We start from the raw sequence: 12,760 nt of genomic DNA, 5'->3' as shown, positions 1-12,760 counted from the left end.
GAAATGCCACTAAGGGGCCATCATGTTCACCATCACTGCGGTAATCGAAGGACAGCGCAAGACCGATACGCCAGCCGCGTTCCGGTTTCCCGGCGGCGAAATGCAGGTCACCATTCCCGCCGGCTTGCGTGAACAGGCCGACGCCGCCCGCGAATTCCGCATCCACGCCTTGCTGAAGTCGGCCGACGACGTCATGCAGTTGCTGCTGCTGACCGACGCGCTGCGCCGCCTGAACCCGGCCGCGCCCGTGCATCTGGACATGCCCTATGTGCCGTATGCGCGCCAGGACCGCGTCTGCAATCCGGGCGAGGCGCTGGGCGCCGCCGTGTTCTGCAAGCTCATCAATGACCAGCAGTACGCCACGGTCACCATCGTGGAACCGCACAGCGACGTCACGCCAGCGCTGTTGCAGCGGGTGCGGGTGATCGACGCCGCCGCCTTCCTGAAGAAAGCGCTGGCCGCCCCGGCCTTTGCCCAGGGCGTCACACTGATGGCCCCGGACGCCGGCGCCCGCAAACGGGTGCAGTCGTTGGCCAAAACGCTGGGCGTGGCGGACGTGCGCTACGCGGAAAAGGTCCGCGACCCGCAGACCGGCCGCATCACGGAAACCCGCGTGCCCGATGATGTCCCCGCCCAGCCGGTGCTGGTGGTCGACGACATCTGCGACGGCGGACGCACGTTTCTGGAACTGGCCGCCGCCCTGGCCGACAAGACCCGCCAGCCGCTCTATCTGTATGTGACGCACGGCATCTTCAGCAAGGGCTTGACCGAACTGAAGGCGCGATACGCCGGGATTTTCACCGCCTACGACTGGACCCGCACGGAAGAGGCGGCCGCGACCGCCGCCGGTGCGGTGCTGGTCAACTAAGCATGCAGATCAACCAAGAACACAGATCGACCAAGAAGGAACCCGCCATGAATGCCCCCGACACCCTGGCCGCCAAGCTCAAGAATGGCCTGAATCCCTTCCTGCAGGCGGACTTCTACAAGACCGGCCACCCGTTCCAGTACCCCAAGGGCACGAACAAGATCCTGGCCAATTTCACGCCGCGCTCGGCCCGCCTGGCGCCGGTGCTGCCCGAATTGTTCGACGAGAAGATCGTCTGGTTCGGCCTGCAAGGATTCATCAAGGAAATCCTGATCGGCCTGTTCAACCGCGAGTTCTTCGGCAAGCCTGCCAGCACCGCCGTGCGCCAGTACCAGCGCCGTGTGGACAACGCGCTGGGCAAGGGCGCGGTCACGGTCGATCACCTGCAGGCGCTGCACGACCTGGGTTATCTGCCGCTGGAGATCCGCTCGGTGCCTGAAGGCGCGCGCGTCGACATCCGCGTGCCGCCGGTCACCTTCATCAACACCCGGCCGGAATTTGCCTGGCTGGTGACCTACATCGAAACCCTGTTCAGCTGCGAGTCCTGGAAGCCGTCCACGGTCGCCACCATCGCCTTCGAATACCGCAAGCTGCTGACGTACTTTGCGCAATTGACCGGCAGCCCGATGGCGTTCGTGGACTGGCAGGGCCACGACTTCTCGATGCGCGGCATGGCCGGCCTGTACGACGCGCGCAAGTGCGGCGCGGGTCACCTGCTGTCCTTTACCGGCACGGACACGATCCCGGCCATCGACTACCTGGAAGACCTCTACAACGCGGATTCGGACCGCGAACTGATCGGCGGCTCGGTGCCGGCGACGGAGCACTCCGTGATGTGCCTGGGCAGCAAGGAAGGCGAGATCGAGACCATCCGCCGCCTGGTCAAGCAGGTGTATCCGGCCGGCATCGTGTCGGTGGTGTCTGACACCTGGGACTTCTGGCAGGTGGTGACGGACTTCGCCGCGGCGCTCAAGTCCGAGATCATGAGCCGCCAGCCGGATGCGCTGGGCAACGCGAAGGTGGTGTTCCGTCCGGACTCCGGCGACCCCGTGAAGATCCTGACCGGCTATTTCTGCACCGACGTGCCGGACGTGCAGGACCGCGCCGCCCTGCAAGCGGCGCAGGCCGCCGGCTTTGAGGCCGTGCGGGATGCGGCCACGGGCACGTACTGGCTCCTGGGCGAAGACGCCAGCGCGCAGCAGACGCTGCGCGCGCCGGAGGTGAAGGGCGCGGTGCAATGCCTGTGGGACACGTTCGGCGGCGTTCAGACCGATCGCGGCTACAAGCTGCTGGATCCGCACGTGGGCCTGATCTACGGCGACTCCATCACACTGACCCGGGCGCGCGACATCCTGGTGCGCCTGGAACGCAAGGGCTTTGCGTCGGGCAACGTCGTGCTGGGCATCGGGTCATACACCTATCAGTACCTGACTCGCGACACCTTCGGCTGGGCGTTGAAGGCCACGTATGCCGAGGTCAACGGCGAACCGCAGGAACTGGTGAAGGACCCGGTCACCGATTCCGGCGTGAAGAAGTCCGCCAAGGGCTTGCTGCGTGTGGACAAGACGCCGGACGGCTATGTGCTGCACGACCAGCAGACCCCCGATCAGGCGGCGGGTGGCGCGCTGGTGCCTGTGTTCCGCGACGGCGAACTGCTGGTGGAACAAAGCCTGGCCGAGATCCGGGCGCGGCTGCAGGGATCGTGGACCTGCCCTGAGGCGGGCAGCATCCGCTGGCCGGCCTGCTGATCCCGCCGGCATTCGCCAGTATTTGCCGGCAGATCAGACGACAACGGCGCCCTTGCGGGCGCCGTTTCTCATACGTGGCGGCGAATCAGTCCGGCCGGCGTGCGCGCTTTTCCTCGCGCACGAAGATCGCCACGCCCACGATCACCATCAGCGCCAGCGCATACCAGGTGATGGCGTACGTCAGATGGTTGTTCGGGAAGTTGATCATCGTAAGTCCGCCAACCGGCTCCCGGGCGGGATCCTTGCCGGGGCTGGAGGCGGCGTCGGCGTCGATGAAGTAGGGCGCCACGTCGGCAAGTCCGCGCGCCGCCGCGATGCCGGGCAGATCGCGCGAATACCAGAGGTTGGCGGCCGGATCGTTGTTGCGCAGAAAGCCGCTGGCCGGTTCGCCCATTCGCAGCAGGCCCGTGACCTGGCCCGGCGCCGGCGGCTGGGCGCTGTTGGCTGCGTCCTTGCGCCATGCCGGCAGCACGAAGCCCCGGTTCACCAGCACGGTGCCGCCGTCCGCCAGCTGCAGCGGCGTCATGACCCAATAGCCGCTGCCCAGTTCCGTGGCGGCCTGCACCAGCGTCTGCTTGTCGAAGTGGTAGGTGCCGGATGCGGTAACGTGGCGGTATTCGGCGTTGTCCTGCGTCAGCTGCGCCCATTCGTTCTTGCCGGGGGCGGGCGTGGCCGGCGCATGGGCGCGCTGATCCACCTGCGCGATCAGCGCGCGCTTCCAGGCCAGCCGGTGCACCTGCCAGGTGCCCAGCGCGCAAAGCCCGGCGAAGATGGCAACAGCCAGCAACCCCAGGATGACCAGGGTTGCCTTGCTGCGCGGATTACGGGAGGTGTCGCGTGAAGAAATGTCTTTGACTGCTGCCATCAGGGCATCTTGCGCATGTCATGCGGTGACATGGGCATCATGTTGGAGTTCAAGTGGTACATGATCCAGATGGATCCGCTGAGCGTGATGACGACCAGCACGAGCGTGAATATTAACGCCAACATGTTCCACCCGCTTTCGGACTTGGTGTCCAGGTGCAGGAAGTAGATGATGTGGACCACGATCTGCACGACGGCAAAGGCCAGGATCACCAGGCCGGTGACCCGCGAGCTGTCGATGACGCGGTCCATGACCAGCCAGAACGGAATCGCGGTGAGGATGGCGGCCAGCACGAAGCCGGTCATGTAGCTCTTGAAGGTGCCGTGGCCGGCGCCGTCGTCATCGTCATGGTGGCCATCGTGATGATCGTGGCCGCTATGGCCACCGTGGCCGCCGTGGCCGGTGTCGGCCAGGTTATCCATGTGCGACGTCATGGCAGCACTCCCATCAGATACACGAACGTGAACACGCCCACCCAGATCAGGTCCAGGAAGTGCCAGAACATCGACAGGCACATCAGGCGGCGGCGGTTTTCGGGGATCAGCCCATGCAGGCGCACCTGCAGCATCAACGTCACCAGCCACACGATGCCAAACGTGACGTGCAGCCCGTGCGTGCCGACCAGCGTGAAGAACGCCGACAGGAACGCGCTGCGCTGCGGGCCGGCGCCTTGGTGGATCAGGTGCCAGAACTCGTAGATTTCCAGCGACAGAAAGCCCAGGCCAAGAATGCCGGTCACGGCAAGCCACAACTGCGTGGCGCCGATGCGGTTGCGCCGCATCTCCAGCATCGCGAACCCGTAGGTGATGGATGACAGGAGCAGCAGCGACGTGTTCACCGCGACGAGCGGCAGGTCGAACAGGTCCGCGCCGGATGGGCCGGCCGCGAAGCTTCGGCCCAGCACGCCGTAGACCGCGAACAGGCACGCAAAGATGAGGCAGTCGCTCATCAGGTAGACCCAGAACCCAAGCAGCGTGCCGTTCTTGGGATGGTGTTCGCCAGGAACGTAAAAGACAGGTTCCTGGGACGACGGCGCGGCGCCGCCGGGCATGGGGTGGGCGAGGGTATCAGACATGTTGCGCTAGCAGCCTTGTGCGGGCGTCTTCCGTGGCGACGACCTCAGCGGCCGGCACGTAGTAGTCGCGCTTGTAGTTGAAGGTATGGATGATCGACACGAGGATCAGCGCCGCGAATGACAGCACCACCAGCGGCCACATGTGCCAGATCAGCGCAAAACCCAGCACCACGCTGATCCCCGCCAGGACGATGCCCGCCCAGGTGTTCTTCGGCATGTGGATCGGAATGAAGCCCTGTTGCGGACGCTGGTAGCCGTGCTGCTTCATCTGCCACCAGGCGTCCAGGTCATGCACCCGCGGCGTGAACGCAAAGTTGTACACAGGCGGCGGCGACGAGGTGGACCATTCCAGCGTGCGGCCATCCCACGGATCGCCCGTGGTGTCGCGCAGCTGATCGCGGCGGCGGTAGCTGACCACGAGCTGGATGATGAAGCTGGCGATGCCGCATGCGATCAGCAGCGCGCCGAAGGCCGCGATCTGGAACCAGATCTGCAGCGACATGTCTTCAAAGTGGTTCACGCGGCGCGTCACGCCCATCAGGCCCAGCACGTACAGCGGCATGAAGGCCACGTAGAAGCCCACCAGCCAGAACCAGAACGAGCACTTGCCCCAGAACGGATCCAGCTTGTAGCCGAATGCCTTGGGGAACCAGTATGTGATGCCGGCCATCAGCCCGAACAGCACGCCGCCGATGATCACGTTGTGAAAGTGCGCGATCAGGAACAGGCTGTTGTGCAGCGCGAAGTCGGCGGGCGGCACGGCCAGCAGCACGCCCGTCATGCCGCCGATCACGAAGGTGACCATGAAGCCCAGCGTCCACAGCATCGGGACTTCAAAGCGGATGCGCCCGCGATACATGGTGAATAACCAGTTGAAGATCTTGGCGCCTGTCGGGATCGAGATGATCATTGTCGTGATCCCGAAGAACGAGTTCACGCTGGCCCCGGACCCCATGGTGAAGAAGTGGTGCAGCCACACCAGGTACGACAGCACGGTGATCACGACCGTGGCATACACCATGGACGCATAGCCGAACAGGCGCTTTCGGCAGTACGTGGACACCACTTCGGAAAAGATGCCGAAGGCGGGCAGGATCAGGATGTAGACCTCGGGGTGACCCCAGATCCAGATCAGGTTCACGTACATCATGGCGTTGCCGCCGAAGTCCGCCGTGAAGAAGTTGGTGCCCACGTAGCGGTCCATCGACAGCAGCGCCAGCACCGCCGTCAGCACCGGGAACGCCGCCACGATCAGCACGTTGGTGCACAGCGCGGTCCACGTGAAGATGGGCATGCGCATCATCTTCATGCCGGGCGCGCGCATCTTCACGATGGTGACCAGCAGGTTCACCCCCGATAGCAGTGTTCCCACGCCCGCTATCTGCAAGGCCCATATGTAGTAGTCGACCCCGACGTCCGGACTGTGCAGGATGCCTGATAACGGGGGATATGCCAGCCAGCCGGTGCGGGCGAATTCCCCCACGAACAGCGACATCATCACCAGGATCACGCCGCCCGCGGTCATCCAGAAGCTGAAGTTGTTCAGGAACGGAAACGCCACGTCGCGCGCGCCGATCTGCAGCGGCACGATGAAATTCATCAGCCCCGTGACCAGCGGCATGGCCACGAAGAAGATCATGATGACGCCGTGCGCCGTGAAGATCTGGTCGTAGTGGTGCGGCGGCAGAAAGCCGGTAGAGTCGCCGAAGGCAACGGCTTGCTGCGAACGCATCATGATGGCGTCGGCAAAGCCGCGCAGCAGCATGACGATGCCCAGGATCACGTACATGATCCCGATCTTCTTGTGGTCGATGCTGGTGAACCATTCGCGCCACAGGTAGCCCCACTTCTTGTAGTACGTGACGGAACCCAGCAGCACGATGCCGCCAGCCGCCACCACGAAGAAGGTGCCCAGCAGGATGGGGTCGTGAAAAGGAATGGCGTCCCAGGTAAGCCGGCCAAAGATCAGCTTGGTGAGGTCAGGTTGATCAGGCATCTCGATTCCAGCAAAAAAACCGCGTTTACATGGAGCACGTCGCGTGCCGAAAAACCTGCCGCGCTAGAGCACCAGTCCTTCAGAGGCCGTGCACATGGCGCCGACATACTTGCGCGGCGGCGTTTCCGTAAGGCCCAGCTTCTCGCGCACTTGTGGGTCCAGGGTGGTGAGGTTGTGCGCGCCCGGTATGCCGGCGCCGCCTTGCGCGTCGATGGCCATCGCATCACGCATGCACATGCGGTTGGGTTCGACGCAGCGGTTCACGATGGCGTCGAAAAGGCCGGGCGCAACGGTGGCGTAAAGCTGCACCGGGTTGCGCTCGCTGGGTTGTTCAAGCTTCAGGTAAGCAGCGCGGTCCAGCGTGGACTGGGATTTCTGGGCCTGCGCAACCCAGTCGTCAAAGCCCTTCTGGTCCAGGCCATGGAAGCGGAAGCGCATGCCGGAAAAGCCGGAGCCGCTGTAGTTGGCGGACAGGCCTTCGTATTCACCGGGATGGTTGATGACGGCGTGCAGCGTGGTCTGCATGCCGGGCATGGCGTAGATTTGCCCGGCCAGCGCGGGCACGAAGAACGAGTTCATGACCGACGACGACGTGATCTTGAACTGGATGGGGCGGTCCACCGGCGCGGCCATCTCGTTGACGGCGGCCACGCCTTGCTCGGGATAAAGGAACAGCCACTTCCAGTCCAGCGCCACCACTTCGACGACCAGCGGCTTAGTGTTGGGCGGCACTTCGCGGCCTTCGGACAGGCGCGCCAGCGGCCGGTAGGGATCAAGCTGGTGCGTGCTGACCCACGTGAGCGCGCCAAGCGCGATGATGATGAGCAGCGGCGCCGCCCAGATCAAAAGCTCCAGCATCGTGGAGTGGTTCCAGTCGGGGTCGTAGGCGGCTTCCTTGTTGCTGGCGCGATAGCGCCATGCGAACAGCAGCGTGAGGATGATGACCGGCACGATGATGATGAGCATCAAGCCGGTGGAGATGATGATCAAGTTGCGTTGTTGCACGGCCACGTCGCCCGATGGCGACAGCAGGACCGCATTGCACCCGGCGAGCAGCGGCAGGGCGGCAAACAGGATCAATCCGCGGAGCCTTGCGAAGGACGACATGGTCATACCCCGAAACGTAACCGTGCGAAGTAAACGAAACACTACGCTGGAAGCCGCGAAAAATCTAGGGTAAAAAGAGCAAAAGTATGCACGGGAACGCGTGCGGGGCAGTCATGGGCCAAAACGCTTGCGGCTTCCGGCATGATGCGCGTACCGTGGTGCTGGTGTGTTGCAAGATCGTAGACAAGGCGTATTCAGAACCTTCTTTTGCGAGCGAACCCATGTCGACCACCACGCAGTATCCTGGTCATCCCTCTCCCGGTTCCGGACCCGGGGCGATCAGCGGCGGCACCAGCCACGCCAAGGTGGCGCCCGGTGAAATCGCCGTGGGGGTGGTCGTCGGACGCGCCTCTGAATACTTCGATTTCTTCGTCTTCGGCATCGCGTGCGTGCTGGTTTTTCCAAAGGTGTTCTTTCCCTTCGAAGGCCAGCTGGAAGGCACGCTGTCAGCCTTCATCATCTTCTCCTTCGCCTTCATCATGCGTCCCATCGGCACCGCGCTGTCGATGGCGATCCAGCGCCGATGGGGCCGCGCAACCAAGCTGACCGTCGCCTTGTTCGTGCTGGGCACCGCGACCGTCGGCATGGCGTTTTTGCCCAGCTATGAATCGATCGGCGTGCATGCCATCACCTTGCTCGCGGTCTTCCGCTGCCTGCAGGGCCTGGCGTTTGGCGGGTCGTGGGACGGCCTGCCGTCGCTGCTGGCGCTGAACGCGCCGCCCAACCGGCGCGGCTGGTATTCGATGATGGGTCAGCTGGGCGCGCCTGTGGGATTTCTGGTGGCCAGTGCGTTGTTTCTCTATCTGCACATCACGCTGACGGAGGCGGACTTCATTGAATGGGGCTGGCGCTATCCGTTCTTCGTGGCGTTCGCCATCAACGTGGTGGCGCTGTTTGCGCGGCTGCGGCTGGTGGTGACCGAGGAATACACGCAGTTGCTCGAAGAAGGTGAACTCGAGCCCATCGGTATCCGCGAGATCATCAGCCAGCAAGGCTACAACCTCTTCATCGGCGCCTTCGCCGCGCTGGCCAGCTATGCGCTGTTTCACCTCGTCACGGTTTTTCCGCTGTCGTGGATCGCTGTCAGCGGCACGCAACAGATTTCGGATGTGCTGATCGTTCAGATCATCGGCGCGGGGATCGGCATCCTGGGTACGATCGCTTCCGGGTGGCTGGCTGATCGCATCGGGCGGCGCACCACGTTGGGTTTGCTTGCCATGCTGATCGGCGTGTTTGCGGTGGTGTCGCCGTGGCTGCTGGGCGGCGGGCCGAAGGCGCAGGATGCGTTCATATTGATCGGGTTTGCGCTGCTGGGTCTGTCTTACGGGCAGGCGTCTGGTACGGTCACTGCCAACTTCACGCGGCGGTTCCGTTATACCGGTGCAGCCTTGACCTCTGATATGGCGTGGCTGGTCGGCGCGGCGTTCGCGCCGGTGGTGGCGCTGGGGCTGTCGGCGCGATTCGGGCTGGTGGCAGTCAGCGTGTACCTGCTGTCCGGCGTGGCGTGCACGTTGATTGCGCTGCGCATCAACAAGGTGCTTGAAACCCGCGATTGAATCCGGGGCGATGAGTTGCTGCCCCGGCGTTCAGCCCAGATACCCTTCCAGCACGTTCGCCACATTGACACCCACGTCCGCGACCGCATAACCGCCTTCCATCGTGAACACGGCCGGCAGGCCCAGGCCGGCCAGCATGCTTCCGACCTGCAGATAGTCGGCGCTCTTCAGCTTGAACTTGGATATCGGATCGCCTTCGTAGGTATCCACGCCCAGCGCAACGACCAGCGCATCTGCCTTGAACGCGCGCACCGCGTCCAGGCCCTGCTGCAATGCCGCCGTCCATGCGGCAAAGTCGCTGCCGGCGGGTAGCGGCAGGTTCAAGTTGCAGCCCTGGCCCGCGCCGTCGCCGCGCTCGTCCGCGTATCCCAGGTAAAACGGATACTCGGTAGTCGGATCGCCATGGACCGACACGGTCAGCACGTCGCCGCGGTCGTAGAAGATGCTTTGCGTGCCGTTGCCGTGGTGATAGTCCACGTCCAGCACGGCAACGCGCTGCGCGCCGGCATCGCGCAGCGCCTGGGCCGCCAGCGCCGCATTATTCAAAAAGCAGTAACCGCCAAAGAAGTCCGCGCCGGCGTGATGGCCGGGCGGCCGGGTCAGCGCCATCGCCGCGCGCAGGCCCTGGCCTTGGGATACGGCGCGCGCGGCGTCGATCGCGCAGGCCGCGCCCGCAGTCGCCGCTTCCCACGTGCCCGCCGTCAGCGGACAGCCGCTGTCGAACGAGAACAGCCCGACACGCGCCGCGAAATTGCTGGGTTCGACGTCGTGCCGAAATCCGCGCACGGGCCAGATCGACGGCAGCACGTCCAGATCCGCGTTGGCCGGATCCAGCGCAACCCATTCGTTCCAGGCGCTTGCCAGAAAGTCCACGTAGCGCGGCGTGTGCACGCGCTTGATCAGATCCATGTCGGGCGCGGAGGGTGCGTGCAATTCACCGATGCCGCGCTGGCGCAGCGCGTCCAGCACGTATTCCAGCCTAGCCGGCGTTTCGTGGCAGGGAACCAGCTTGCCGCGGAACATCTCCTGGCGGCCGCTGTGTTTGTCGTGAACGGGATTGTGGAAGATCAGCACGATGGAAAGTCCTGGAAGGGTAGGGCAGGCGGATGCGCCGCTACAGTGGCCGGAAAATATACAGCGCCACGGCGGGCAGCTCGCGCAAAACGGAATAGACGTCGCGTAATTCGAAAAATGCAGGGTACGCGCCGCTTACGTCCGCGACGCCCTGGCGCTTGAGCGCGAGCATCGTGCGCGGCACATGGAAATACTGCGTCACGGCCATCGCGCTTGTGTAGCCGTGCTGGCGCATGTAGGCGCTGGCGTGGCGGGCCGTGGCCCAGGTGTCGACGCCGGCGCTGTCCACGACGATGCGGTCGGCGGGCACGCCGCGCGCCAGCAGGTAATCGCGCATGGCGGCGGCCTCGTCCGTGCCCGCGGGATCCACGCCGCCGCTGACGAACAGGACGCGGCAGGTTGATGCGGCGTAGCAGTCGTAGGCGCGGTCCAGCCGCGCGGCCAGGCGCGGCGAAGGCTGGCCGCCGGGTTCAACTTTGTTGCCCAGCACGACGGCCACGTCGGCGTGGCGCGCGTTGGTCAGCAAGGCGGTCGCGGCCAGCGCCGCCGCGGCCAGCAGCACGAGCGCCGCCAACGCCATCAAGGTACGGGCCGCAAATCGGTAGGTCGGAACGGTCATGGGGGGAGCCAGGATTCAGGGCAAGGGCAGGAGCTTACGGCAAAAGGCGTTCGGGGCAATCTCATGTCTGAACGATTACTGGTAGGGGGGCGGAGGGGCGGGCCGCCCCGCGCTTGCGGGTAAACGCGCAGTGCGCGTCGGCGGGTGAACATCCTGGTTAGAATCGGGAAGATATCGACCCGCGCCGTTGTGGCTGGTGCACCGTCCCCATGAACCTGCCGTTTCCCATCCGCCAAGAATGTCCTCCCGGCGCCTGTGTGTGCGACCGGGAGCAGTTGCTGGCCAATCCAACGACGGACATGCGGGTGCTGCGGCTGACGCGCGAGGAAGAGAAGCGCCTGGTGGCGCGGCTGGAAAACATCACCAGCCTGGACGACCTGCGTGCGATGCAGGGGCGCATCCAAGCGCAACTTGGCATCGTCATCCACATCACGCCCAGCGAAAACGAGGTGCGGACCTCGCGCGGCATTTCGATACAGCTTGAAGAACTTCCGGGTCTGTGCCGCAAGACGCGGGCGTCGCTGCCTGCCGCGATCCGTCGCGGTTTCGACAGCCGGCCCGAGATCGTCTATGCGCTGCTGAACGAGCGGGATCTGCTGAGCGGCACGTGATAGGAAAGCGTAGGGGGCGTGGGACGGCAATCTCGCCGTAGCAACGCGGTCCCGCGTCAGCAAATGAACGCGATCAATGTTTGCGAGGCGTGGCGCACGAAAGCAGCGGCACCACGTCCGCCGGCGCGCGCCCGGCATCGGGCCGCGTGACGTCACGCTTCTTTCCGGTGCGGGCGGGATAGATAAGGAGCACGGCGCTGCCGGGTTCCAGCTTGGGACTCTGCGCCGTGCCATAGGCCACGGTCCAGCCGCGCAGGGCCAGCGGTGCCAGCGTGTACTGCAATGCCGAGCCGGGCGCCACGTGCGCGACTTTGCCCGCGTAGAGTTCCTGCTGCGGCGTGTCGACGCCGTTGACGGTCTGGTAGGTGGCGATGCTGACTAGCGCCGCCGATTCGCCGTGGCGCGCCAGGACGGCGGTCTTGTACTTGCCGGGCGGTACGTCCTGCAGGTTGACGGTAACGGTGTTGCCGCCCTGGCCGGCGGCGTTCAGATGCACGCCCACGACGTCCGCGTGCGAAAGCGTCTTGTCCGTGGTGTTGCGCACCCGCACGCTGTATTGCCCCGAGGTCCCCGTCACCGTGCACACGTCGATGCCGTGGGGGGAGGCGGCCTGCGTTGTTGCGGCCTGCGGTGGTGCGGCCTGCGTTGGTGCGGTTTGCGAAGGCGCCGCCTGCCCGGACGTCGCGGCGGCGCTGGCCAGCAGCGCCGCAAACGGCAGGATCAGACGGCGGGTAGATCGAGAGGGCACGGCACGCTCCGGTTGAGGGCAGCGTGCCGGGCGGCGCGTTGCCTGCCCCTTTTTACACCACTTGACGGCCCGGGGCCGTCTGCTGCTCGCGCTTGCCGGCCAGCCAGTGCAGGATCAGCGCAAGCACCAGCAGTCCCGCCATGATGAAGCCCCAGCAGATCCAGCCCAGCACGGTGATCAGCGTACCCAGGCTGCCGGCAAAAGGCAGGACCTGGTTCAGGCCTTGCGCGGCCCAGACCAGGCCCCCTTGCAGCGATGCCAGCCATGCCGGGTCAACCCACGGCGCCGCCCAGGCCGGCGCCACCCACTGCGAGGTGTCGATCGCGGTGCCTGGCACCTGCGCCGTGGCGATGGTGGCCAGCACCCAGTCGGTCAGTTGCAGGGTCAGCGCCACCAGCCCGGTCCAGAGCGCCGCCAGGACGGCAAAAACGAGCCAGATGATTTTCTTCATTTGTTCAGGTACTCCGATGACTCAAAAAGAACGGCCACGATA

General features: G+C 64.8%; 13 protein-coding genes. 4 read left to right on the top strand and 9 right to left on the bottom strand.

Annotated elements, in window-relative coordinates:
• Positions 1-22 precede the first annotated feature (22 nt).
• The gene (gene prs, locus AB3147_RS22815; RefSeq protein WP_367353030.1) at positions 23-868 is read left to right on the top strand and encodes a ribose-phosphate diphosphokinase; all 846 of its coding nucleotides are present in this window, start codon (positions 23-25) and stop codon (positions 866-868) included.
• Positions 869-915: 47 nt separating this feature from the next.
• On the top strand, positions 916-2,616 hold the full coding sequence (locus AB3147_RS22810) for a nicotinate phosphoribosyltransferase (RefSeq protein ID WP_367353029.1): 1,701 nt from the start codon (positions 916-918) through the stop codon (positions 2,614-2,616).
• 85 nt (positions 2,617-2,701) lie between these two features.
• On the opposite strand, the gene AB3147_RS22805 is transcribed toward AB3147_RS22810, so the two are convergent.
• The 5 genes from AB3147_RS22805 to cyoA all read right to left on the bottom strand — a co-directional run bounded on the left by AB3147_RS22805 (position 2,702) and on the right by cyoA (position 7,659).
• Positions 2,702-3,481, bottom strand: coding sequence for an SURF1 family protein (locus AB3147_RS22805; protein ID WP_367353028.1), 780 nt, complete (start codon positions 3,479-3,481; stop codon positions 2,702-2,704).
• Positions 3,481-3,903 carry a cytochrome o ubiquinol oxidase subunit IV gene (gene cyoD, locus AB3147_RS22800; protein WP_370647789.1) on the bottom strand — a complete coding sequence of 141 codons (423 nt, stop codon included), beginning with the start codon at positions 3,901-3,903 and terminating at the stop codon, positions 3,481-3,483. The genes AB3147_RS22805 and cyoD overlap by 1 nt, the downstream gene beginning before the upstream one ends.
• 8 nt (positions 3,904-3,911) lie before the next feature.
• On the bottom strand, positions 3,912-4,556 hold the full coding sequence (cyoC, locus tag AB3147_RS22795; protein WP_175137660.1) for a cytochrome o ubiquinol oxidase subunit III: 645 nt from the start codon (positions 4,554-4,556) through the stop codon (positions 3,912-3,914).
• The gene (gene cyoB / locus AB3147_RS22790) at positions 4,549-6,552 is read right to left on the bottom strand and encodes a cytochrome o ubiquinol oxidase subunit I (protein WP_105240365.1); all 2,004 of its coding nucleotides are present in this window, start codon (positions 6,550-6,552) and stop codon (positions 4,549-4,551) included. The genes cyoC and cyoB overlap by 8 nt, the downstream gene beginning before the upstream one ends.
• A 63-nt stretch (positions 6,553-6,615) precedes the next feature.
• Positions 6,616-7,659, bottom strand: a complete 1,044-nt coding sequence (gene cyoA, locus AB3147_RS22785) for a ubiquinol oxidase subunit II (RefSeq protein ID WP_367353027.1) — start codon at positions 7,657-7,659, stop codon at positions 6,616-6,618.
• Between the two features lie 221 nt (positions 7,660-7,880).
• Here cyoA and AB3147_RS22780 point away from each other — a divergent pair, with 221 nt between their 5' ends.
• Positions 7,881-9,215: an MFS transporter gene (locus AB3147_RS22780; protein WP_367353026.1), complete on the top strand. Its 1,335-nt coding sequence runs from the start codon at positions 7,881-7,883 to the stop codon at positions 9,213-9,215.
• A gap of 30 nt (positions 9,216-9,245) precedes the next feature.
• On the opposite strand, the gene AB3147_RS22775 is transcribed toward AB3147_RS22780, so the two are convergent.
• Both AB3147_RS22775 and AB3147_RS22770 read right to left on the bottom strand, forming a co-directional pair.
• Complete coding sequence (locus AB3147_RS22775; RefSeq protein WP_367353025.1) at positions 9,246-10,289, bottom strand: histone deacetylase family protein; 1,044 nt, start codon at positions 10,287-10,289, stop codon at positions 9,246-9,248.
• Positions 10,290-10,329: 40 nt separating this feature from the next.
• On the bottom strand, positions 10,330-10,908 hold the full coding sequence (locus AB3147_RS22770; protein ID WP_367353024.1) for a YdcF family protein: 579 nt from the start codon (positions 10,906-10,908) through the stop codon (positions 10,330-10,332).
• Between the two features lie 209 nt (positions 10,909-11,117).
• On the opposite strand from AB3147_RS22770, the gene AB3147_RS22765 reads away from it, so the two are divergent.
• Positions 11,118-11,519: a hypothetical protein gene (locus tag AB3147_RS22765; RefSeq protein WP_191576163.1), complete on the top strand. Its 402-nt coding sequence runs from the start codon at positions 11,118-11,120 to the stop codon at positions 11,517-11,519.
• 73 nt (positions 11,520-11,592) lie between these two features.
• On the opposite strand, the gene AB3147_RS22760 is transcribed toward AB3147_RS22765, so the two are convergent.
• Together AB3147_RS22760 and AB3147_RS22755 are read right to left on the bottom strand one after the other, a co-directional pair.
• Complete coding sequence (locus tag AB3147_RS22760) at positions 11,593-12,267, bottom strand: hypothetical protein (protein WP_239212978.1); 675 nt, start codon at positions 12,265-12,267, stop codon at positions 11,593-11,595.
• A gap of 52 nt (positions 12,268-12,319) precedes the next feature.
• On the bottom strand, positions 12,320-12,718 hold the full coding sequence (locus AB3147_RS22755) for a hypothetical protein (RefSeq protein ID WP_175122753.1): 399 nt from the start codon (positions 12,716-12,718) through the stop codon (positions 12,320-12,322).
• Between the last annotated feature and the right edge of the window lie 42 nt (positions 12,719-12,760).

The organism is Achromobacter animicus (assembly GCF_040775605.1).
GTDB lineage: Bacteria > Pseudomonadota > Gammaproteobacteria > Burkholderiales > Burkholderiaceae_B > Achromobacter > Achromobacter animicus.
Note: the sequence above shows the minus strand (reverse complement) of the source record. Positions and strands in the feature narration are given on the sequence as shown.